Source organism: Streptomyces noursei (assembly GCF_016917755.1).
Classification (GTDB): domain Bacteria; phylum Actinomycetota; class Actinomycetes; order Streptomycetales; family Streptomycetaceae; genus Streptomyces; species Streptomyces yunnanensis.
Window position 1 is genome coordinate 7198384 of the sequence record NZ_CP070326.1, and the last position, 22411, is coordinate 7220794.

Here is a 22411-nt window from a genome sequence, read left to right on the forward strand (position 1 = left end):
GGTTTCCGGGGAGGTCGGGCCGGCCGCCGGAGGGTATCCGTATACAGATACGAAGTCTCGTATAGACTTCCAGCGCGGGAGGTCGAGCGAGCTGTCGATACGTCGGCTCACCGACTCACCGACTCACCGGCTCGCCGACTCGTCGAGCCGGTGAGCCGAAGCATCGAGGAATCGGTGAATTGGTGAATCGGTGAATCGGTGACCCGTCGCTCCGATCCTGCCACCGGTCCGATTCCGGCACCGACCCGCTTCCCGTCCTTCCACCCGCCTCTCCCGCCACCCACTCACGCACCCGCCCCACCACGACCCGCCGCGAACGAGGAGCCCACCCATGGCGATAGACCTCACGGGCCGCCACTTCCTCAAGGAGCTGGACTTCAGCGCCGAGGAGTTCCGCCGACTGATCGACCTGGCCGCCGAGCTGAAAGCGGCCAAGCGTGCCGGCACCGAGGTCCGCCGCCTGAACGGCCGCAACATCGCGCTGATCTTCGAGAAGACCTCGACCCGGACCCGCTGCTCCTTCGAGGTCGCCGCCGCCGACCAGGGCGCGTCGACCACCTACCTGGACCCGTCCGGCTCGCAGATCGGGCACAAGGAGTCGGTCAAGGACACCGCCCGCGTCCTCGGCCGGATGTTCGACGCCATCGAGTTCCGCGGCAGCCGCCAGGCCGACGTCGAGGAGCTCGCGGCGCACGCCGGGGTGCCCGTCTACAACGGGCTCACCGACGACTGGCATCCGACCCAGATGCTCGCCGACGTCCTGACCATGGTCGAGCACGGCGGTGCCCGCCCCCTGGAGGAGACCGCCTTCGCCTACCTCGGCGACGCCCGCAACAACATGGGCAACTCCTACCTCGTCACCGGCGCGCTGCTCGGCATGGACGTGCGGATCGTGGCGCCCCGGCAGCTGTGGCCGGAGGACGCCGTCGTCGCCCGGGCGCGGGCGCTCGCGGAGACCAACGGGGCCCGGATCACCCTCACCGAGGAGGTCGCCGAGGGCGTCCGGGACGCGGACTTCGTCGCCACCGACGTCTGGGTCTCCATGGGCGAGCCCAAGGAGGTGTGGGACGAGCGGATCGCGCTGCTCGCCCCGTACGCGGTCACCATGGACGTGCTGCGCGCCACCGGCAAGCCCGGGGTGAAGTTCCTGCACTGCCTGCCCGCCTACCACGACCTCGGCACCGCCGTCGGCCGGGAGATCCACGCCCGCCACGGCCTGACCTCGCTGGAGGTCACCGACGAGGTCTTCGAGTCCGCGCACTCGGTCGTCTTCGACGAGGCGGAGAACCGGATGCACACCATCAAGGCCGTGATGGTGGCGACGCTGGGCCGCTAGGGCCTGACGCATAGCCATTCGGGGGTCCGGGCGCTCATGCGACCCGGGCGGTTACCATCGAGCCGCTGACGGGGCCCGGACCCACCGGTCCGGGCCCCGCTGCGTGCCCGGCCCACCCGCGCCGCGCGCCTCGCACCACCAGAGAGAGAACCACCCCATGCCCCGCTCAGGCGCGTCCGGACTGCGCATCAAGTCCCCCGACCTCCTCATCGCCGAATCAGGGGCGGACCTCCAGGGCCATGGCCTGCGGCGCAGCATGGGCCTGTTCCAGCTCATCTGCTTCGGCGTCGGTGCCATCGTCGGCACCGGCATCTTCGTCGGGCTCTCCGACACCGTCGCCCAGGCCGGCCCCGCGGTCGTCGTCTCCTTCGTCCTGGCGGCCGTCACCTGCATCTTCACCGCCTTCGCCTTCGCCGAGCTGGGCGGCGCGATCCCGGTCTCCGGCAGCTCGTACTCCTACGCCTACGCCACCCTCGGCGAGCGCGCCGCCTTCCTCGTCGGCTGGTGCCTGCTGCTCGAATACGGCGTCTCGGTCTCGGCGGTCGCGGTCGGCTGGGGCCAGTACCTCAACCAGCTGCTCGGCAGCCTGACGGGCTGGCAGTTGCCCGCCGCGCTCGCCAACCCGCCGGGCGACGGCGGCGTCGTCAACCTCCCGGCGGTGCTCGTGGTGCTGCTGGCCGCGGTGCTGCTGGTCCGCGGCGTCCGGGAGAGCGCCCGCGCCACCGCCGCGATGGCGGTGCTCAAGCTGCTGGTCCTGGTGCTGTTCTGCGTGATCGGCTTCGGCGCCTTCCGCAGCGGGAACCTCTCCCCGTTCGCCCCGGAGGGCCTGGCCGGGATCACCTCCGGCGCCTCCATCGCGTTCTTCTCGTACATCGGCTTCGACTCGATCACCACCGCCGGCGAGGAGGCACGGAACCCGCGCCGCGACGTCCCCGTCGCGATCATGGTCTGCATCGGAGTGGTCACCGTCCTGTACTGCCTGGTCGCGCTCGCCGCCATCGGCGCGCTCTCCGCCGGGCAGGTCGCGGGCCGCCCCGCCGCGCTGTCGCTGATCGTCGACCGGGTCACGCACTCCGGCATCGGCGGCACGGTGATCGCCTTCGGCGCGGTCGTCGCCATCGCCTCCGTGGTCCTGGCCGTGATGTACGGGCAGACCCGCATCCTGATGTCGATGGCGCGGGACGGGCTGGTCCCCGGGGTCTTCGCGCGGGTCTCGCCCCGGACCGCCACGCCCGTCGCCAACACCTGGATCGTCGCCGGGGTCTTCGCCCTCCCGGCCGCGGTCGTCCCGCTGGACATGGTGATGAACCTGAGCAGCGCCGGCACGCTGGTGGCCATGGCGGCGGTCAACGTCAGTGTGCTGATCCTGCGCCGCAAGCGGCCCGACCTGCCGCGCCGCTTCCGGGTGCCGCTCTACCCGCTCAGCCCGCTGCTCGGCATCGCCTTCTGCGGCTACCTCGTCTACGGCACCGGCCCGGCCACCTGGCTCCAGCTGGCCGTGTTCCTCGTCGTCGGTGTGGTCGGGTACGAGCTGTACGGGCGCCGGCACTCGCGCCTCTCGGCCGCAGCGGGCGGGGACGGAACCCCCGGGTCCGGGACGGGCACCGCCCAGGAGGGTCAGGAGGGTGCGGAGTCGCCCCGGGGAGGCGCCGCCGGTGCTGCGCCGGCCACCGCCCCGGAAGGGCGGTCCGCCGGTGCGCCCGCGGTCACGGCAGCCGCGGCTCCCGCAGCGCCGGAAGCGTGAACCACACCGCCTTGCCGTGCGGCGTCCGCCGGCAGCCGGCGGACGTGCTCAGCCCCCGCACCAGCCGCAGCCCCCGCCCGACGACCGGCGAGCGCTGACCGACCGCGGCCCCGAACTCCCGGCGGCCGGACCCGCCGCGCGCCCCGTCCGCTCCGCGTCGCAGGCCGCGGCGAGCAGCCCCACCACCGGCGTCGGATCCGCGCCGTGCACCTCCACCTCGCAGCCCGCCGCCCGCGCCCGCACCACCAGGGCGACGGGCCCGGGGCCGCGGGTGTGCGCGACGGCGTTGGCGACGAGTTCGGCGGCGAACAGCGCGGCGGTCACGTGGTCCGCGGTGGCCCGCAGATCGCGGAGCGCGGCGCCGGCCAGCGCACGGGCGGGGGGCACCGCGGACGGGGCGTGCGGCAGCTCGATCCGCCAGCACTCGGGGCCGGACGGCCCGGACCCGTGCCGCGCGGTCGGTTCCTTCGGCTGCGCCACCGGCATGCGCCGCTCCCTTCGCGGCGGGCCGGCGTGCGGCACGCCGCACCCCGACCGGATATCGCGCCCTCGTGACGACAGTCACAGACCGGTGATAGCTTCGAAGGGCATCTCGCACGTCCCGCACCGCCACCGCATCCGCATCCGCGGCCACCGCACGCACCAGCCGTCCGGCTGAAGGGGGCAGGCAGTCCGATGAGCCCGTTCGCAGGATCCGCCCGCAGCACCGGCGCATGGCAGCACATCCGGGTCAGCAGGGAGGACGGCGTCGCCACCGTCACCCTCGCCCGCCCCGAGAAGCTCAATGCGCTCACTTTCGAGGCATACGCCGACCTCCGCGACCTGCTCGCCGAACTCTCCCGGGAGCGCTCGGTGCGCGCCCTGGTCCTGGCCGGCGAGGGCCGCGGCTTCTGCTCCGGCGGCGACGTCGAGGAGATCATCGGTGTCACCCTCGGCATGGACACCGCCCAACTCCTGGACTTCAACCGGATGACCGGGCAGGTCGTCCGGGCGATCCGGGAGTGCCCCTTCCCGGTCGTCGCGGCGGTGCACGGAGTGGCCGCCGGCGCCGGCGCGGTGCTCGCCCTGGCCGCCGACTTCCGGATCGCCGACCCCTCCGCCCGCTTCGCGTTCCTCTTCACCCGGGTCGGCCTCTCCGGCGGCGACATGGGCGCGGCCTACCTCCTCCCGCGCGTCATCGGCCTCGGCCACGCCACCCGGGTGCTGATGCTCGGCGACCCGGTCCGCGCCCCCGAGGCCGAACGCCTCGGCCTGATCAGCGAGTTGGCCGAGGAGGGCCGCGCCGACGAGCGGGCCGCAGCGCTCGCCCGCCGGCTCGCCGAGGGCCCGGCGCTCGCCCACGCCCAGACCAAGGCGCTGCTCACCGCCGAACTCGACATGCCACTGGCCGCCGCCGTCGAACTGGACGCATCCACCCAGGCGTTGCTGATGAACAGCGCCGACTACGCCGAGTTCCACGCCGCCTTCACCGAGAAGCGGCCGCCCAAGTGGCAGGGGAAGTGACCGCGCCCGCCGGCCCGGGCCACCGGCCGCTGAAGGTCGCCGTCCTCGGCGGCGGCCCCGGCGGGCTCTACGCCGCCGCCCTGCTCAAACGCCTCGACCCGGCCCGCGAGATCACCGTCTGGGAGCGCAACGCCCCCGACGACACCTTCGGCTTCGGCGTCGTCCTCTCCGACGAGACCCTCGGCGGCATCGAACACGCCGACCCGGTCGTCTACCGCGCCCTGCAGGCGGAGTTCGTGCGCTGGGACGACATCGACATCGTGCACCGCGGCCGCACCCTCACCTCCGGCGGCCACGGCTTCGCCGCCCTGGGCCGCCGCCGGCTGCTGGCGGTCCTCCACGAGCGCTGCCGCGCGCTGGGCGTCCGGCTGCGCTTCCGCACCGAGGCCCCGCCGGCCGCCCATCTCGCCCGCGACCACGACCTGGTGATCGCCGCCGACGGCGTGCACAGCACCACCCGCACCGCGCACGCCGACGTCTTCCGGCCCCGGCTGACCACCCACCGCTGCCGCTACATCTGGCTCTCCGCCGACTTCGCCCTGGACGCCTTCCGCTTCGAGATCGCCGACACCGGCCACGGCATCGCCCAGCTCCACGCCTATCCCTACGCCCACCCGTCACCCGACCACCACCCCTCAACGACGCCTCGGCGGCCCCTTCGCTCGTCACCCGACCCCCACCCCTCAACGACGCCTCGGCGGCCCCTTCGCTCGTCACCCGACCCCCACCCCTCAACGACGCCTCGGCGGCTCCCTCGCCCGTCGCCCGACCGCCCCGGCGCGCCCGACGGTGGCGCCAGCACCGTCATCGTCGAGATGCGCGAGGAGGTCTGGCGCGCCAACGGCCTGGACACCAGCGACGAGCACGCCTCGGCCGCCTGGTGCGCCGAGCTCTTCGCCGACACCCTGCGCGGCCGTCCGCTGCGCACCAACAACTCCACCTGGACCGCCTTCCGCACGGTCGTCAACGAACGCTGGTCGCATGGCCGGATCGTGCTGCTCGGCGACGCCGCGCACACCGCCCACTTCTCCATCGGCTCCGGCACCAAGCTCGCCGTCGAGGACGCCCTCGCGCTCGCCGCCTGCCTCCGGGAACAGCCCACCCTGCCGGACGCCCTCGCCGCCTACGAGGACGAGCGCTGCCCCGTCGTCGCCTCCACCCAGCGCGCCGCCCGCGCCAGCCTCGCGTGGTTCGAGGACCTGGCCACCTACACCGCGCAGCCGCCGCACCAGTTCGCCTTCAACCTGCTCACCCGCAGCCGCCGGGTCACCCACGACAACCTGCGGCTGCGCGACGCGGACTTCACCGACACGGTGGCCCGGGAGGCGGGCGTCCCCGACGGGACGCCGCCGATGTTCACCCCCTTCCGGCTGCGCGGGCTGACCCTGCGCAACCGGGTCGTGGTCTCCCCGATGGACATGTACTCCGCGGACGGCGACGGCACCCCCGGCGACTTCCACCTCGTCCACCTCGGCGCCCGAGCGCTGGGCGGCGCCGGCCTGGTGATGACGGAAATGGTGTGCGTCAGCCCCGAGGGGCGGATCACCCCGGCCTGTTCCGGGCTGTACGCGCCGGAACACGAGCGGGCCTGGCGGCGCGTCACCGACTTCGTGCACGCCCAAGCCCCCGGCACCGCCCTCGGCGTCCAGCTCGGCCACTCCGGCCGCAAGGGCTCCACCCGGCGCATGTGGGAGGGCATCGACCAGCCGCTCCCGGACGGCAACTGGCCCCTTGTCGCCCCCTCCGCACTGCCCTACCGCCCCGACGTCAACCAGATCCCGCACGCCCTGAGCGCCGTCGAACTCGTCGCCGTGCGCGAGCAGTTCACCCGTTCCGCGGCCGCCGCCGCGCGCGCCGGCTTCGACCTCCTCGAACTCCACTGCGCACACGGCTACCTCCTCTCCGGATTCCTCTCGCCGCTGACCAACCGGCGCACCGACGCCTACGGCGGCTCGCTCGCCGGCCGTCTCCGCTTCCCCCTGGAGGTCTTCGACGCGGTACGGGAACAATGGCCGGCGGACCGCCCCATGACGGTGCGGATCTCCGCCACCGACTGGGCGGAGGGCGGCACCACCCCGGACGACGCGGTGGCCATCGCGGCGGCCTTCGCCGAGCACGGCGCCGACGCCATCGACGTCTCCACCGGGCAGGTCGTGCCGCATGAACGCCCCGACTTCGGCCGCTCCTACCAGACCCCGTTCGCCGACCGCATCCGCAACACCCTCGGCATCCCGGTCATCGCGGTCGGCGCCATCTCCTCCTGGGACGACGTCAACTCCCTGATCCTGGCCGGCCGCGCCGACCTGTGCGCGCTGGCCCGACCCCACCTCTACGATCCGCACTGGACCCTGCACGCCGCCGCCGAACAGGGCTACACCGGACCGGGCGCACCCTGGCCGCTGCCCTACCAGGCCGGCAGCCGCACCCCGCCGACCGGCCGCACCGACGCGCCGAAGCCCCGCCTCACGCTGCACTGACGAACCGCATGGTCTGTTTTCCGGTGCCGGGAGCGCCGCCGACCTCGCCGGAGCGGCCACGGGCGGGCGTTCAGACGGCGACCTTCCGGGACCGGCCCTGCGGGTCCAGACGGCTCAGTGCACCCGGCGATGCCAGGCCGGGCAAGGTGTGTCGCCACAGCGCCGTGACCCGCTCGGGAAGGTCGGCGCGGTTGGAGGCGGCGTGCGAGTACAACTGCACGCCCAGGTACGCGGCGACGAAGAACTCCGCGGCCCGGTCCGGCTCGACGGCGGGCAGTAACTCGCCGTTGCTCTGGGCGTCGGTGAATATCGCGGTCATGATGTCGGTCCACGCCTGGTAGGGGACCAGCGGCTCCTCGGTGAACGTCGTCTCGACCGCGATCCGGGTGCCGGCCTGCAACATCGGGTCGCTGCGCAGGGCCAGCGCGACCTGGTGGGAGAAGTCGATGGCGTCCTGGAGCCGGGAGTCGCTGACCGGGGGGACGAACGGATCGGTCTGTTCCTCGATGACCGCACGCGCCAGCGCGTCCTTGGACCGGAAGTGGAAGTAGACCGCGCCCTTCGTGACCCCCGCGCGCTGGATGATTTTCGCGATCGTCGCCCCCTGGTACCCGCGGGCGCCGATGACATGGGCCGCGGCCTCCAGGACGGTGCGTCGGGTGCGCACTGCGCGTTCCTGTTTGACCACCGGTCATCCTCCGCATGCTGTCGTGATGTTGTTGCACCTGGGGAGACCCGCCGTCGTGGTCGCGCGATCTCTTGGCGCATCATAAGGAAGCCAACTGTGCGGTATGCGGGAGTCCGCGATGCCGACAGCCGGAGTACGCACGACCGTTGTGCCGGGATCCGGATATGACGGCCCGTTACGACGGCCCGTCACATTCACGTCGTCGCCAAGATGCCGCCGAGTGCGGTGGATCGGGTCGGGGGCGGTGCTGCGCGGCCGCCGTCGCGGCGGTCGCCGGGGCCCCGCGGGCGTGGCCGACCGAGGCTTCCGGCGGTGCCCTCACGTCCGTGAACGCTTTCACCGCCCGTGCGGCAGGCGGGAGTTCACGGCCGACGACGAAGGGGGCGGGCCCTCGCGTGCCGCGGGGTGCCGCGCGGCTGCGGGCGTGCGCGTACCCCGGGCTGCCGGCGGAAGGGGCCGTGGAGGCGGCCGAGGGCTGCGGTACGGCTGGCTCGTTTTCTCGTGCGAGCCGCCGGTGGGGTGAGCGGGCGTCAGAGTGCTCCGGCGCTCACTCGGGGGGTGTCTGGGGGCGGTCCTGGTCGGGTGGGGAGGCCGGCACGGAGCCGGGGTGCGGCGCGGACCGCCGGTCGCCGCGGGACGGTCAGCCGGCCGGGACCTGCGCCGGCGCGGGGATGTCGGCGGTCGTGACCCGTCCGCAGACGGTCGGCAGCAGGCCCCACAGTCCGGTGACCGCCTCCGCGTCCCACCATGTCTGGTCCCCGCCGCCGAGGTGCAGCAGCCCCACCACGATCGACGTCAACAGCTGGGCGGTGCGCCGGGGTTCGGCGTCGGAGGGGTGCGGTCCGGTGAGCCCGCCCCCGACGCCGACCGGTTCACCGGTGCCGCAGGTGACCGCCTTGTCGAGGAAGAGCGCGTACCAGCGCTGCTCCAGGGCGTGGATGTCCAGACCGGGTGCGGTCTCCGGGCGCAGCCGGAGCCCGGCGCGCAGCACCGCGTCCGACTGCACCCGGTCGAACAGCTCGACCGTGAAGTCCCGGACGGCGACGGTCAGCGGCTCGGGGGAGCGTTGGAAGCCCTCCTCGATCTCGTTGAGCGTGGCCAGGGCGGCGTCCCGTACCGCAAGGGTCAGGTCGTCCTTGGATGTGAAGTGGAAGTAGAGGGCGCCCTTGCTGAGGCGGGCCCGTCGACTGATCTCGACCATGCCCGCGGCGGGCACTCCCTTTTCCAGGAAGGTCTCTGCGGCCGAGCGGATGAGCGCCTGACGGCTCTGGATGGCGCGATGCTGCGTGGGCACGGTGTCCGTCCCGTCTCTCGTACGACTGCAACGTGAACGTAGTCTACAAAGAAAACCAACCGCGCGGTTCGCTACGCCGAAGGGAATCGGCCAGATCCCCCCGTCTCTGTCGAGAAGTGATCGTTTGCCTTTGGTTCGGACCTGAATGGCGGACGCCTGGGCTCCGGCGCGTTCAGTCTGGCCGGGCGGGGAATGCTTGTCGAGCGTCAGGGAGGGGCTAAGGCGCATTGACAAACAGCGCAGGCGGTTTTTAAATCTCCGGAGGCGGTAAACGGGACGATCCCTCCCGATGCCGCCGCTTCGACGGGTCGCGTACCGCCCTTGGACAACGGTGCGCCCGGCGAGACCGACTCCGCCGCCACAGTCGTCGACCGCAGGCCCGCCCGACCAGCTGAGCCCGCACAGTCACCCGAGCCCCCGCACCCATCGGAAACCGGAAAGGTCCCCATCCATGCGCGTATCAATGGAAGTCGGCGAACGTCCTGTGAGAGGCGCGCGGAGCGCCGGTGGCGAAACGCTCAGGGCCGCCGTCTTCGATCTGGACGGCACTCTCGCCAACACCCTGCCCGCGATCAGCAAGCTGCTGGTCAAGGTTGCCGCGGAGCAGGGCTGTTCGGTGACCGCGCGGCAGGCGGCCGCGGCCATCGGCAAGCCCCCGTCCGCCGCGTTCGGGCGGCTGCTGGGCCGGCCCGAGGACGACGGCCGGGTGCAGGCCGCCATCACCCGCTACCGGGAGCTGTTCTCCTACGAGGTCCTGTGCCAGGGTCCGCAGCTGCTCTACCCGGGAGTGACGGCCGGTCTGTCCGCGCTGCGCGCCCACGGCGTCGAACTGGCCGTCGCCACCTCCAAGACCACCGGCAGCGCCGAGGCGCTGCTCGATGTGATGGGCATCCGCGACCTGGTCGGCCCGGTCATCGGGCAGGACATGGTCCGGCGCGGCAAGCCGCACCCGGAGATGGTGCTGCGCGCGGCCGGCCGGCTGGGTGTCCCGGCCTGGCAGAGCGCGTATGTGGGGGACACCGTCGGGGACATGAGGATGGCGGTGACCGCGCGCATGGAGCCGGTCGCGGTCACCTACGGCAGCGGAACGTTCGGTGAGCTCGCCGCGGTCGCCGGGACGCGGATGTGCAGCTCCTTCAAGGACGTCGTGTCGGTGATCGCCGCCGCCCGGCCGCGCCCGGCGTCCGCCGCCGGTCCGGTCGTCCGGCAGCGCCGAGCCGCCGCCGTCCCGGTGGGAGCGCAGCAGCGGCGACGCTGACACAGGGGGCACGGGGAGTGCCCGCGGCCCACGGGAACGGGGCCGCGGGCCGGCGGTGAGGGCGACGGGCGGATGGGGACGCGGGCGTGCTCCCGCTCCTGGCGGTGCCGGGAGCGGGGGAGTTCAGCCGGTGTTCCGGGTGCGGTACGACCCGTCCGTCGCCTCGCCCACATAACGGGCGCCCGCCGCCCACAGTTTGTCGTGCAGCCGGGCGAAGACCTCCGCCGCGCGGCTGCCTGGCCAGTCCTCCGGCAGGAGGGCCGGGGGCAGACCGGGATCCGCATAGGGCAGGCGGCGCCAGGCGTCCAGGGCGAGCAGGTAGTCGCGGTAGGCCGGCTCGGGGGGCAGCGAGCGGCGTCGGGTCCAGCGGGACAGGACCGGTTCGTGTGCGGTCAGGAAGGCGCGGTGCCCGGCGGCGAGCGCGTCCAGGTCCCACCAGCGCGCCACGGCCCGCGCGGTGGGCGTGAAACCGGCGTGGGTGCCGGTGAACAGGTCGACGTAGTCGGCCAGTTGCAGTCGTTCCAGGGTGTGCCGGGTCTCCTCGTAGAGATGGGCGGGGGCGATCCACACACCGGGTGCCGCGGTGCCGAAGCCCAGCCGGGCCAGCCGGGAGCGCAGCAGATGGCGCTTGTGCCGCTCCTCCTCGGGGACGGAGAAGACGGCCAGGACCCATCCCTCCGGCGAGCCGGCCGGCCGGCCGAATATCCGGCGGTCGCCGTCCTCCAGCAACTGGCGGCCCGCGTCGGAGAGCCCGTACGCCGCGGCGCCCGCGGGGGTGCGCTCCGGGATCAGCAGTCCACGTCGCTTGAGCCGGGAGACCGCCGAGCGCACCGACGGCGGATCCACGCCGAGCACGCCGAGCAGCCGGATCAGTGCGGCCACCGGCACCGGGCCGGGCGCACCGCCGGAGCCTTCCGTGGTGCCGCGTCCGTAGGCCCCGTAGAAGGTGACGATCAGGGACCGCGGGGTGTGCTGGGCTTGCTCGTCGCTCACCGGTTCACTCTAGATCGCGGTCGCGCAGCCGGAAGCGCTGGAGCTTGCCGGTCGGGGTGCGGGGCAGCGCGCGGTGGAAGACCACCTCGCGCGGGCACTTGTAGGGCGCTATCTCGGCTTTGACGAACGTCCGCAGCGCGGCGACGGTCTCCGCCCCGGGCGGTACGCCGTCCCGCAGCACCACATGGGCGACGACCACCTGGCCGCGCTCCGCGTCGGGCCGCCCGACCACCGCCGCCTCGGTGACGTCCGGGTGCCGCAGCAGGGCGTCCTCCACCTCGGGGCCGGCGATGTTGTACCCGGCCGAGATGATCATGTCGTCCGCGCGGGCCACGTAGCGGAAGTAGCCGTCCCGGTCCCGTACGTAGGTGTCGCCGGTGAGGTTCCAGCCGTCGCGGACGTAGGCGGTCTGCCGGGCGTCGGCCAGGTAGCGGCAGCCGGTCGGGCCGCGGACCGCCAGCAGCCCCGGTTCGCCGTCCGGCACCGGGCGGCCGTCCGGGCCCACCACGCGCGCCTCGAAGCCGGGCACCGGCAGCCCCGTCGTCCCCGGGCGGATCGCCTCGTCGGCGGCGGACAGGAAGATGTGCAACATCTCGGTGGCGCCGATGCCGTTGATGATTCGCAGGCCGGTGGCCTCGTACCAGGACCGCCAGGTCGCGGCGGGCAGGTTCTCGCCGGCGGACACACAGCGGCGCAGCGAGCCGAGGTCGTGCCCGTCGAGGTGCGCCAACATCGTCCGGTAGGCGGTCGGGGCGGTGAACAGCACCGAGATCCGGTGGGCCGCGATGTCGCCGAGCAGCCGTTCCGGCCCGCCCCAGTCGGCCAGGTACGCCGAGGCGCCGGCGCGCAGCGGGAAGACGACCAGCCCGCCGAGCCCGAAGGTGAAGCCGAGCGGCGGACTGCCGGCGAACACGTCGTCCGGTCGCGGCCGGAGCACCTGCGCCGAGAAGGTGTCGGCCATGGCGAGCACATCGCGGTGGAAGTGCAGGCACCCCTTGGGGTGGCCGGTGGTGCCCGAGGTGAAGGCGATCAGCGCGACGTCGTCGGCGGCGGTCGGCACCGCCCGGTACGGCGCGCCGTCGGGCCGGGCGCACCGCGTCAGGTCGTCCGGGCCGTCCCCGCCGAACGTCGCGATCCGCAGCCCCGGGACCTTCGCCCGGTCCAGATCGGCGACCGCGGCGGCGTCGCACAGCGCGTGCCGTACCCGGGCGATCCGGCAGAAGGTGGCGAGTTCGTCCGGCCGGTGCGCGGCCAGGACGGTCACCGCCACCGCGCCGGCCTTCATGACGGCGAGCCAGCAGGCGGCCAGCCAGGGCGTGGTGGGGCCGCGCAGCAGCACGCGGTTGCCGGGTACGACGCCGAGCCGGTCGGTGAGCTGCCGGGCGAGCGCGTCCACCCGCGCCCGCAGCTCCCCGTAGGACCACACCAGGCCGTGTGCGTCGCGGAGCGCGGGCCGGTCCGGGCCCAGCCGGGCGATGGTGCCGTCGAGGAGTTCCGCGCCGCAGTTCAGCCGGTCGGGATAGCCCAGGTCGGTGAGGTGCGGCCACTGCTCGGGCGGTGGCAGCCGGTCGCGGGTGAAGGTGTCGGTGTGGGCCGAGGACCGTAGCTCCATGCGGGGTGTGCCCCCTTGCGCCGGAGGGCCGCCGGGCGGCCGGGGAGGGGTGGAGGACTGCCGTACGGGTCCTCGTCAGCGTAACGTCTTCGTGACGGCAGTCAACAGACCGCGATAGCCGGCCGTGCGGGCCGTCGCCGCGTCCGGTACCGCTACCAGGGGAGCCGCCTCGTGACCGCATTCGCGCTGGGACCGGAGGAACAGGAATGGTGCGCCCGGCTGCGCGCCCGGACGGCCGAACGGTTGCGTCCCCTGGCGGAGGAGGGGCAACCGGGCCGGGTCAACCGCCCGCTGGTCGCCGCCCTCGGCGAACTGGGCCTGCTGGCGCGGCTCTTCCCCGACGGCGGTAGCCCGCGGGCGCTGGACCTGTGCCTGCTGCGGGAGTCGCTGGCCCAGGAGTGCACGGAGGCGGAGACCGCCCTGGCGCTCCAGGGGTTGGGGACCTGCCCGATCGTGCAGTCCGGGACGGACGCCCAACGGGCCCGCTGGCTGCCGGAGGTGACCGCCGGCCGGGCGGTCGCGGCCTTCGCGCTGAGCGAGCCGGGCGCGGGTTCGGACGCCGCGGCGCTCGCGCTGGCCGCCGAGCCCGACGGCCCCGGCCGCTGGCGGCTGTCCGGCGAGAAGTGCTGGATCTCCAACGCCCCCGAGGCCGACTTCGCCACGGTCTTCGCCCGCACCGGCGGCGCCGACGGGGCCCGCGGCATCACCGCCTTCCTCGTCCCCGCCGACCGCCCGGGGCTGGGCGGCGAGCCGCTGGACATGCTCAGCCCGCACCCGATCGGCACTCTGGTCTTCGACGGCACCCCGGTGACCGGCGCCGACGTGCTCGGCGAAGTGGGCGGCGGGTTCGGGGTGGCGATGCGCAGCCTGAACCTCTTCCGGCCGAGCGTGGGCGCGTTCGCGGTCGGCATGGCGCAGGCCGCGCTGGACGCCGCGCTGGTGCACGCCGGTACGCGCACCGCGTTCGGCGGGCCGCTCAAGGACCTCCAGTCCGTCGGCCACCGGCTCGCCGAGATGGCCACCCGCGTCGAGGCCGCCCGGCTCCTGGTCTACGCGGCGGCCGCCGCCTACGACCGCGGCGCCCCGGACATCGCCCGCCGCGCGGCGATGGCCAAGCTCCTGGCCACCGAGACCGCCCAGTACGTCGTCGACGCCGCCGTCCAGATCCACGGCGCCCGCGCCCTGCGCCGCGGCCACCTCCTGGAACACCTCTACCGCGAGGTCCGCGCCCCCCGCATCTACGAGGGCGCCACGGAGGTCCAACGCTCCCTCATCGCCAAGGAGTTGTACCGCAACGCCGACCGACGCCCGACGGTCGTCGACACCTGACCGACGCCGGCCGGGCCGCGCCACCACCGGTCCGGACCCGTGCGCCGGTCCGCCCGCCGATCGTCTGGCGGATGTTCAGATGTCCCGGAAGGGACCAGGCAGCCCGGTGACCTGCGGCGATGGCTGGCTGCGGGGCGCTGACCTGCACTCATGCCCTTGCGGTTGTTTCACGCTCGTGCCCGTTGATGCAGCCGGGAGTCCCAGAAAAGTCCCGGGGGACTCCCCGTGCCGACGGCCACTCATTCGGCTCCATGCAGGGTGAGGGGGTGCGGTGTGGGCGGGTCTCGTACGTCGGTGGTCTCCCGTGAACGAACGGCAGCGCGTGCTCCTCGAACGACTCCCGCCTGCAACGGGGAGAACGGGTACGTCAGCGAGAAGCGGCACATCGACTGCGGGCCACGCCGCCTGCGCGGGGAGGACCTCCTGGTGTGCCCCTTCTTCGTTGGGTTCGGGCCATCATCGCGACTGATCTCGGTCGGCAGTGGGCCCCGTGAGATCTGGCGGGGCCTACGGGTTGTGCGGTGCTGAGACCGACGCCGCGGGCAGCCGGTTCCCGCTGCTGAAGAACGCCCACGCCGGCGGGCACTTGTGGAACGACCTGACCGGCTGGAGAGGCGACCCCCACCTGAGCCCGTTCCACCTCGCCAGCTACGTCGCCATCGGCGGCGGCTTCTGGCTGATCGCCGCCGCCTGGCGCGTCCTGCACACCGCCGTCCAGCACGACGCCCTGGCCACCACCGGCCCCTACGCCCGCGTCCGGCACCCGCAGTACGACGGCCTGCTCCTGGTCATGATCGGGTTCCTGCTCCAGTGGCCCACCCTCCCCACCCTGATCATGTTCCCGATCCTGGTCTACGTGTACATCCGACTGGCCCGCAGCGAGGAACTTGCAGCGTTGTTTACGCGGCTGGCGGGTGGCCCGGCACACTGTGCCCGCAGGAAAGAAGTCGAGTGGTTGATCAACCGGTCGCACACTACCGAGCCGTGTCCACGCACTTCGACCAGAGGACGCACGCCTTTCAGGCAGCGTGACGGTTGCCACCGTACGACTCCTGACTAGCCGCCCACCAGCGCGCCCACCAGACGCGTCATAGAGGGGCGCGGGTCAGGCGTGCCCGGCCAACTGGTCATCAGGAGGTGGTGGGCGGTGCCGACGACGGCAAGGGCCACCGTGGCCGGGTCGACGGTCTCGGCCACCCGGCCAAGTCCCCGCTCGGCCTTCAGATAGCCGGTGATGGCCTCTTGGATCGCGGTGAAGCCGGCCGCCCCGCCTTCCAGGGCCTCGCGGATGCGCGCTGTGGCGGCGGGGCGGGTCATGGCCAGGCCCGAGATGGCGGGACCGCCGGAGTCGAACAGCGCGAGGGCGACGGCCTCAAGGTTCCGTGCCACCGTGCCCTGACCGGTGAGCCCCGACAGTTCCTGTGCCTGTGCCGCCGTCCGCGCGAACCGGTCGAGACAGAGCTCGGCCACGAACTCGTCGAACCCCGCGAAGTGCGCGTGCAACAGCCCCTTGGCGCAGCCTGCTTCGGTCGTGACGGACCTGCTGGTGAGCGCGCCGGGCCCATCCCTTTCGACGACGCGCTCAGCGGCCGCGAACAGCCGTTCGCGTACGTCCGGCGTCGTCACTCCACGCGGTGACATGGGCTCTCTCTTCCGTTCTGCCTCCGTCGCCCTATGGGGCCAACTTCTTGGATGGTATCGGGGATTGCCAGTTTGGGCATGCGCCCATACTGTTTGGGCGCATGCCCATTCTCCGTCGTCCACCACAGGAGGCACCCGTGCCGGACATCGTCAACACCGAGCAGGCGCAGGCATGGAACGGTCCCGAAGGAGTCCACTGGGCCCGTCACCAGGACCGCTGGAACGCCGTGAACGAGGGCTTCAACGAGCCGCTCCTCGACGCCGCCGGAATCACCGGGGACCACCAGACTCTCGACCTCGGCTGCGGCTCCGGGCAGACCACGCGCCTGGCGGCGCTCCGGGCGCCCCAAGGGCGCGCGCTGGGCCTCGACCTGTCCGGCCCGATGCTGGCCGAGGCCCGGGCCCGCGCAGAGCAGGAGGGCATCGGCAACGCCTCCTTCACGCAAGGCGACGCGCAGGCGCACCCTTTCGAGGCGGGCGCGTTCGACGCGGCGATCAGCCGCTACGGGGTGATGTTCTTCGCCGACCCCGTAGCGGCATTCGGCAACGTCTGCCGGGCGCTGCGCCCCGGCGGGCGCCTGGCATTCGTCTGCCCGGCCGATGCCACGCTCAACGACTGGGTGACGGCGGTGGCAGCGCTGCGCGACTTCCTGCCGGTCGGCGACTTCGGACGGCCGGGGCTGCCCGGCATGTTCTCGCTGGCCGCCCCGGATCGCATCCGCGACGTCCTCACCGCGGCCGGCTTCACCGGCGTCACCGTCAACCAGTCGCAGGCGTACGGGACATGGGGGCATGGAGCCGAGGACGCGGCAGAGTTCCTGCTGGGAACGGGACCCGGTCGCCACCTGATGGAGCAGGCCGACGCGACCGCACGGGCCCGCGCCCACCGCGCCCTGACGGACCGTCTGCGCGACCACGAGGCGGCGGACGGCGCGGTCCGACTGCGCAGCACGTCATGGCTGGTCACGGCGGACCGTCCGGCTGTTCCGTCAGAAGCGCCCTAGCCAGGCCGTTTCGTTGGGATCACCGGGTGGGCCAGAGGAACCCTCAGGCCCGGGTAGTGGGCGTAGGCGACGGCGACGGCGGTGACCATCAGGAACGACGGGGCGATGAAGGCGAGCGCGGTTGCCGCTGCCCCGAGCACGCCCCGCCTGAGGTAGCCGACCCACATGGCGACCTGCGCGGCCAGCGGGCCGGGCATGGTCTGTTCGAGGGCAACGCCGTTGAGGAAATCCTGTTTGGCGATCCAGCCGCGCTTCTCCACCAGGCCACGCTGCATGTAACCGACCACGGCGATGGGCCCGCCGAACCCGAGCGTGCCCAGGCGCAGGAAGGAGTGCAGCACGGTGGCGAAGCCCGGGTCGCCCGTTGCTGTGGCCGTGGCTCGTGCGGGGGTCTCGGTGTCGCCTGTGCTGCCGGGCGTCGACGGGTCCTCGGAGCGTATGCGGGAACTGTCGCCACGGTTGCACTTCTCGATCAATGGGCCCTCGGCTGGTCGCCCTGTCAGATGGTGATGACGTTGACCGCCAGCGAAGCGAGGGTGGCGAGGGCCCGGGTCTGGGCGTAGCGGCGTGGTTCTGCCGAGGGGCGGACGTCGGCGTAGAGGCTGAGGAAGACGTACGTGAGGACGGGGGCGGCCCAGTCGTTGGCGGAGAAGCCCGGCAGGCCGTCCGTGTTCAGCTGCGTCATGTTCGCCGAGGTCCGCCACAGGTAGACGGAGGCCGCGGACAGCACCGCGACCGCGGCCATGTCGGGCCATGCGTTCCGGGGAAGCCGCCAGGCCGCCACAGCCAGCGCGAGAGCGCCGGTGACGGCGGCGGTCAGCGCGATGTGGGCGGAGCTGAATGTTTCGGGCGACGAGGCGATGACGAGGGCCATGGCGTGATCCCGGGGGGCTCGTGCGGATGGTCGGACGAGGTGGGTGAAGCCAAGTCGGCTGAATGCAACCAGGGTTGCCTGGTGCTTGGGGTGCATCAAGCGGGCCTGGGTGGCGGTGGAAGGGTGGGGAAGGCGATCCATACGACGGCGCCGCCGTCGGGGTGGTTGTAGGCGCCGTACCCGCCGCCGGCGGCGCGGGCGATGGCGGCGGTGATGGCCAGTCCGAGGCCGGTTCCGCTGGTGGCGCGGGAGCGGTCGGCCTGGGTGAAGCGGTCGAAGGCGTGCGGGAGGAAGTCGGGCGGGAAGCCGGGGCCGTGATCGCGTACCTCAATGCGGACCGACTTCTCGTATGGCCGAGCTGTCACTTCCATGGGACCCTGGCCGTGCTGCTGGGCGTTGTGGATCAGGTTCGTCACCGCCCGCTCCAGGCGGTCGTGTGGGACGGCGGCAGTCAGTCCGTCGGGGCAGCCGACGGTGACGGCCTTGCCGGGAGAGCCGTTGCGCAGGCGGGCCGCCACACGATGCAGAAGCCGCGCCAGGTCGGGCACGGCCGACCCGGTGGGGGTGGTGTCGCGGCGGTCGGTGCGGGCCAGGAGCAGCAGGTCCTCGGAGAGCTGGACGAGCCGTTCGGTCTCCTCGTGCGCGGAGACGAGGGCGGCGCGTAGCTCGGTGGCGTCGCGGGGGTGCCGAAGGGCGAGTTCGATCTCGGTGCGCAACAGGCTGAGCGGGGTGCGCAGTTCGTGGCTGGCGTCGGCGACGAAGAGCCGCTCGTGGTCCAGGGCGGTCTGCAGGCGGGTGAGCATGTCGTTGAGGGTGGTGGCGAGGCGGGCGATCTCGTCGCGGCTGGGCGGTACGTCGAGGCGGTGGCCGGGGGTGTCCTCGGTGACGGCGGCGGCCTGGGTGCGCATGCGTTCCACCGGGCGCAGCGCCGCGGCGGCGAGAACGTAGGCGCCGAGGGTGGCCAGCACGAGGACGATCGGCAGGGCGGTGACCAGTTCGCGCACCAGGTCGTCGAGGGCTTCCTGCTGGGCCTGGCGGGCGATGCCGGTGACGGCGCCGTATTCGCTCTGGGACTCGCGGAAGCGGCTGAGGGTGAGGTAGCCGGCGCCGGCCAGGACCAGGGCCATCACGGCGGCGAAGATCGCGGTGAGGCGGATGCGGAGCGGGATGCGGTTCATGGCGTGCGGGTTCGTGACGTGCGGTGGGTGGTGGTGCGTCCGCCGTCGCGGCGGATCCGGTATCCGGCGCCGCGGACGGTCTCGACGGCCCGGGTGCCGTAGGGGCGGTCGATCTTGTCGCGCAGGGCCTTGATGTGGGCGTCGACGACGTTGGAGCCGGGACTGGTTCCCAGGTCCCAACAGTGCTCGACGAGCATGGCGCGAGTCAGGACGGTGCCGGGGCGGCGCAGCAGGGCTTCGAGAAGGGCGTACTCCTTGCCGGTCAGGGGGATCTCTTCGGCGCCGCGCCGCACCGTCCGAGTGGCCGGGTCCAGTGACAGGTCGCCGGCCGTGAGGGTGGCCGGGCGCTCGAACGGGCCATGGCGGATCAGCACCCGCAGTCGCGCGAAGAGTTCCTCCAGGCTGAACGGTTTGGTCAGGTAGTCGTCCGCTCCGCCGTCCAGGCCGCGCACCCGGTCGGCGACTGCGTCCTTGGCGGTGAGCATCAGCACGGGCAGCCAGATGCCGCGCCTGCGCAGGGTCGCGCAGACCTCGAAGCCGTCCAGGCCGGGCAGCATCACGTCCAGCACCATCGCGTCGTAGGTGGCCACGTCGGTGAGGGCGAGGGCCTGTGGGCCGTCGGCGGCCACATCGACGGCATAGCCCTCCTCGGTCAGGGCCCGGCGCAGCAGGTCCCGCATCTTGGGCTCGTCCTCGACCACCAGGATCCGCATCGCACCGTCCCTCGTCCGCCGCTGCCGCGTACGTTGTCGTGCCTTTCACGATCCTTGCCTCTGATGAAGGTGGCATGAAGGCATCCGAGCGGGTGGATCTTCATGCCAGCTTCATCCGGGGCGGCTTCGCTGGCCACACAGGCACCTTCGACCTCGACAACGATCTCGACGAGGAGTGGTCATGTCACCCCGTTCGCTCACCAAGCCGGCCGCAGGGACCACGGCCGCGCTCCTCCTGGTGACGGGCGCCGGCCTGCTGGCAGGCTGCGCCACCCAGACGAGAAGCGACTCCGCCGGCGGTACGAGCGTGGTCGCGGCGCAGGCCGCCTCCCAGAGCGACCACCTTCAGCAGCCCGTGCAGACCAAGGAGGCGGACTGGAAGCCGGTCGCCGACGCCCTCGGCCGTACCGGAACGCTGATGAAGGGCACCGTCTACCGCGTCCCACTGCCCCGCAAGGACCTCAAGGTCACCACCGAGGGCGTCACCATCAAGCCGGGCCTGTCGCTCGGCGGCTACGCCGCCTTCGCCAAGTACAAGCACACGACCATGCTCATGGGCGACCTGGTCGTCACCGAGGACGAACTGCCCAAGGTCACCGACGCGCTGCAGGCCGCCGGCATCGAGCAGACCGCCCTGCACAAACACCTGCTCCAGCAGTCCCCGGCGATCTGGTGGACGCACATCCACGCCATGGGCGACCCGGTGGCCCTCGCCAAGGGGCTGAAGTCCGTGCTGGACGCGACTGGCATCCCGCCCGCCTCGCCACCCCCGGCCACCCAGCCATCGATCGCACTGGACACCGCCGGCATCGACAAGGCACTCGGCCGCAAGGGCACCGCCGACGGCGGCATCTACAAGTTCACCATCGCCCGCAAGAACACCATCAACGACGGGGAGCACGTGCTCCCGCCCGCCCTCGGCCTGACCACCGGCATCAACTTCCAGCCCCTTGGCGGCAACAAGGCCGCCATCAACGGCGACTTCGTCATGACCGCCCCCGAGGTGCAGAAGGTCATCCAGGCGCTCCGCAAGGGCAACATCGACATCGTCGAGCTCCACAACCACTCCCTGGACGAGCAACCCCGCCTGTTCTACATGCACTTCTGGGCCACCGCCGACGGAGTCACCCTGGCCAAGGCCCTGCGCCCGGCCCTGGACACAACCTCGCCGGCGCCCGCTTCGTGACCGGCTGAGACCGGATCGGTTGCGGTGTGGCGCCGTCGGCCTCGCCACCGTGTTCACCGTCGCCGCACTGAACGACCCGGCCGTCCCGCCGCCGCTCGCCACCCACGGGCAGCGGCGGGCCGCCCGCGCCTCTTCACCGCCACCCTCGGGAAAGCCCGCACAGATCCGTCGCCTCAGCCCCTGCGCTCTGCCGGCTCTGACCGTGGGCCTGGTCCTCGCTGTCGTCGCCGTCGTGGCCGCGTACTGCTCACCCGCGGCGGCCAGCCGTCCAAAGTGGCGCTGCCGCTCCGCGCGGTGAACGAGATCACCCTGCCCGGCGACAGCTCCCGCTTCGACTACGCGAGCCTCGATTCCGACCGCGGGCTGCTGTTCATCGCCCACCTCGGCGCGAGCCAGGTCGTCGAGGTGGACGTGTACGCGGGCCACGTCGTACGGACCATTGACGGCCCGCCCGGCGTCCACGGCGTGGGTCAGCGAGTTTCGGCGGGGAGGAATTCTGCTTCGAGTACCTTGAAGAAGGCGGCGATCGGGTTGTCCCAGTCGCCGTTCACGTTGCAGACGACCAGGCGCTTGCCGTCGCGGGTGCCCATCACGTAGGTCCAGGAGCCGTTGAGTGCGCCACCGCCGCCGAAGACGGTGACGCCGTTGGGCAAGGTCTGCTCGAAGGTGCCCATGCCGTACCTGGTGTCGGGGATCCAGCCCGCGCCTTCGGTCGAGACGGTGGCCCACATCTCGGCCTGCAGGGCGGGCGAGAAGAGTTCGCCGCCGAGCAGGGCTCCGAAGAAGCGGCCGAGGTCGCCGGTGGTGGAGACGATGCCGCCGGCGGCCCAGCCCAGCGACGAGTCCCATTCGGTCACGTCGTAGACCTTGGCGTCGGGGTCACCGGCCGGCAGTTTCGTGTACAGCCGGGGGTGTGGCCCGCTGATGGTGGTCTGGGTGCCAGGAAGGTAGGTCCCCGTCAGGCCGAGCGGGTGGAGGATCAGCCGGGAGAGTTCCTCGGCGAAGCTGCAGCCGCTGGCCCGCTCGATGATCAGGCCGAGGAGCATGTAGTTGGCGTTGGAGTAGCGGAAGGCGGTGCCCGGCGCGAAGTAGGGCGGGTACTTCATGGCGATCTGTATCAGCTGCTCGGGGGTCCACTTGTCGAAGCGGTGGGTGAGGTACGCGGTGGTGACGTAGCGGTCCATCATGTCCGGGTCGTCGAAGGCGTAGTTGACGATGCCGCTGGTCTGCTGCAGCAGGTGCCTGACGGTGATGACGCTGCCGTCGTTGCCGTTTCCCTGGACCAGACCGGGCAGCCACTGTTCCACGGTGTCGTCCAGACGCAGCCGGTGTTCGTCCACGAGCTTGAAGACCACGGTGGCGGTGAACGCCTTGGTGAGGCTGCCGATGGGGAACTGCTCGCCCTCGGTGCGTGCGCGCCCGGTCTCGATGTCGGCCACCCCGGCCGTGCCGAACCAGCTTCGGTCGCCGTCGCGGACCTCGGCAACGATGCCGGGCAGCCCCTCGGCGACGACCTGCTCAAGAGCGTCCTGGATCTTGTGCATGACGTAGTTCCTCTCGGGTTCGCGAGGCGGTGTCAGC

Annotated in this window: 20 protein-coding genes; 9 read left to right on the forward strand and 11 right to left on the reverse strand. The window is 72.5% G+C overall.

Translation table 11 applies throughout. The annotated features are described in order from the left end of the window. Positions 1-331: 331 nt before the first annotated feature. Positions 332-1336: an ornithine carbamoyltransferase gene (gene argF, locus JNO44_RS31405; protein WP_205367082.1), complete on the forward strand. Its 1005-nt coding sequence runs from the start codon at positions 332-334 to the stop codon at positions 1334-1336. A 157-nt stretch (positions 1337-1493) separates the two neighbouring features. Continuing rightward, positions 1494-3080 (forward strand): amino acid permease, encoded by a 1587-nt coding sequence (locus JNO44_RS31410; RefSeq protein ID WP_205367083.1) that lies wholly within the window; start codon positions 1494-1496, stop codon positions 3078-3080. 48 nt (positions 3081-3128) lie between these two features. Here the strand turns inward: JNO44_RS31410 and JNO44_RS31415 are convergent, their stop codons facing one another. Continuing rightward, a complete protein-coding gene (locus tag JNO44_RS31415) occupies positions 3129-3566 on the reverse strand; it encodes an ATP-binding protein (RefSeq protein ID WP_240167731.1) in 438 nt (145 codons plus the stop codon). A 189-nt stretch (positions 3567-3755) separates the two neighbouring features. Between JNO44_RS31415 and JNO44_RS31420 the strand changes: the two genes are divergently transcribed. Continuing rightward, the gene (locus tag JNO44_RS31420; protein WP_039631930.1) at positions 3756-4583 is read left to right on the forward strand and encodes an enoyl-CoA hydratase family protein; all 828 of its coding nucleotides are present in this window, start codon (positions 3756-3758) and stop codon (positions 4581-4583) included. Continuing rightward, positions 4580-7060: an oxidoreductase gene (locus tag JNO44_RS31425; RefSeq protein WP_205370847.1), complete on the forward strand. Its 2481-nt coding sequence runs from the start codon at positions 4580-4582 to the stop codon at positions 7058-7060. Before JNO44_RS31420 ends, JNO44_RS31425 begins: the two co-directional genes overlap by 4 nt. Before the next feature lie 70 nt (positions 7061-7130). Here the strand turns inward: JNO44_RS31425 and JNO44_RS31430 are convergent, their stop codons facing one another. Both JNO44_RS31430 and JNO44_RS31435 read right to left on the reverse strand, forming a co-directional pair. Beyond that, positions 7131-7727: a ScbR family autoregulator-binding transcription factor gene (locus JNO44_RS31430; RefSeq protein WP_240167732.1), complete on the reverse strand. Its 597-nt coding sequence runs from the start codon at positions 7725-7727 to the stop codon at positions 7131-7133. Between the two features lie 661 nt (positions 7728-8388). Continuing rightward, entirely contained in the window at positions 8389-9042 is a 654-nt protein-coding gene (locus tag JNO44_RS31435; RefSeq protein WP_205367086.1) for a TetR/AcrR family transcriptional regulator, read from the reverse strand. 484 nt (positions 9043-9526) lie between these two features. Here JNO44_RS31435 and JNO44_RS31440 point away from each other — a divergent pair, with 484 nt between their 5' ends. Then, positions 9527-10300, forward strand: coding sequence for an HAD family hydrolase (locus tag JNO44_RS31440; protein ID WP_240167733.1), 774 nt, complete (start codon positions 9527-9529; stop codon positions 10298-10300). Positions 10301-10423: 123 nt separating this feature from the next. Here JNO44_RS31440 and JNO44_RS31445 read toward each other — a convergent pair whose 3' ends face one another. Continuing rightward, positions 10424-11293 (reverse strand): PaaX family transcriptional regulator, encoded by an 870-nt coding sequence (locus tag JNO44_RS31445; protein WP_205367088.1) that lies wholly within the window; start codon positions 11291-11293, stop codon positions 10424-10426. 4 nt (positions 11294-11297) lie between these two features. Continuing rightward, positions 11298-12905, reverse strand: a complete 1608-nt coding sequence (locus JNO44_RS31450) for an AMP-binding protein (RefSeq protein WP_205367099.1) — start codon at positions 12903-12905, stop codon at positions 11298-11300. Positions 12906-13076: 171 nt separating this feature from the next. On the opposite strand from JNO44_RS31450, the gene JNO44_RS31455 reads away from it, so the two are divergent. Together JNO44_RS31455 and JNO44_RS31460 are read left to right on the forward strand one after the other, a co-directional pair. Further along, complete coding sequence (locus JNO44_RS31455; protein WP_205367109.1) at positions 13077-14234, forward strand: acyl-CoA dehydrogenase family protein; 1158 nt, start codon at positions 13077-13079, stop codon at positions 14232-14234. 490 nt (positions 14235-14724) lie between these two features. Beyond that, complete coding sequence (locus tag JNO44_RS31460; RefSeq protein WP_240167734.1) at positions 14725-15294, forward strand: methyltransferase family protein; 570 nt, start codon at positions 14725-14727, stop codon at positions 15292-15294. Here JNO44_RS31460 and JNO44_RS31465 read toward each other — a convergent pair. Next, positions 15291-15875, reverse strand: a complete 585-nt coding sequence (locus tag JNO44_RS31465) for a TetR/AcrR family transcriptional regulator (protein WP_205367121.1) — start codon at positions 15873-15875, stop codon at positions 15291-15293. The two genes, JNO44_RS31460 and JNO44_RS31465, sit on opposite strands and share 4 nt — an antisense overlap. Before the next feature lie 137 nt (positions 15876-16012). On the opposite strand from JNO44_RS31465, the gene JNO44_RS31470 reads away from it, so the two are divergent. Continuing rightward, positions 16013-16879: a class I SAM-dependent methyltransferase gene (locus tag JNO44_RS31470; RefSeq protein WP_205367123.1), complete on the forward strand. Its 867-nt coding sequence runs from the start codon at positions 16013-16015 to the stop codon at positions 16877-16879. Here the strand turns inward: JNO44_RS31470 and JNO44_RS31475 are convergent. The 4 genes from JNO44_RS31475 to JNO44_RS31490 all read right to left on the reverse strand — a co-directional run bounded on the left by JNO44_RS31475 (position 16876) and on the right by JNO44_RS31490 (position 19644). Further along, positions 16876-17355 (reverse strand): chromate transporter, encoded by a 480-nt coding sequence (locus JNO44_RS31475; RefSeq protein WP_205367125.1) that lies wholly within the window; start codon positions 17353-17355, stop codon positions 16876-16878. The genes JNO44_RS31470 and JNO44_RS31475 overlap by 4 nt on opposite strands. Before the next feature lie 23 nt (positions 17356-17378). Then, positions 17379-17753 carry a hypothetical protein gene (locus JNO44_RS31480; protein WP_205367127.1) on the reverse strand — a complete coding sequence of 125 codons (375 nt, stop codon included), beginning with the start codon at positions 17751-17753 and terminating at the stop codon, positions 17379-17381. 95 nt (positions 17754-17848) lie between these two features. Beyond that, complete coding sequence (locus JNO44_RS44565) at positions 17849-18931, reverse strand: sensor histidine kinase (protein WP_205367138.1); 1083 nt, start codon at positions 18929-18931, stop codon at positions 17849-17851. Continuing rightward, positions 18928-19644 (reverse strand): response regulator transcription factor, encoded by a 717-nt coding sequence (locus JNO44_RS31490; RefSeq protein WP_205367139.1) that lies wholly within the window; start codon positions 19642-19644, stop codon positions 18928-18930. The genes JNO44_RS44565 and JNO44_RS31490 overlap by 4 nt, the downstream gene beginning before the upstream one ends. Positions 19645-19825: 181 nt before the next feature. Here JNO44_RS31490 and JNO44_RS31495 point away from each other — a divergent pair, with 181 nt between their 5' ends. Then, positions 19826-20830: a DUF1259 domain-containing protein gene (locus tag JNO44_RS31495; RefSeq protein WP_205367140.1), complete on the forward strand. Its 1005-nt coding sequence runs from the start codon at positions 19826-19828 to the stop codon at positions 20828-20830. 470 nt (positions 20831-21300) lie between these two features. Here the strand turns inward: JNO44_RS31495 and JNO44_RS31500 are convergent, their stop codons facing one another. After that, positions 21301-22374 (reverse strand): serine hydrolase domain-containing protein, encoded by a 1074-nt coding sequence (locus JNO44_RS31500; RefSeq protein WP_205367142.1) that lies wholly within the window; start codon positions 22372-22374, stop codon positions 21301-21303. Between the last annotated feature and the right edge of the window lie 37 nt (positions 22375-22411).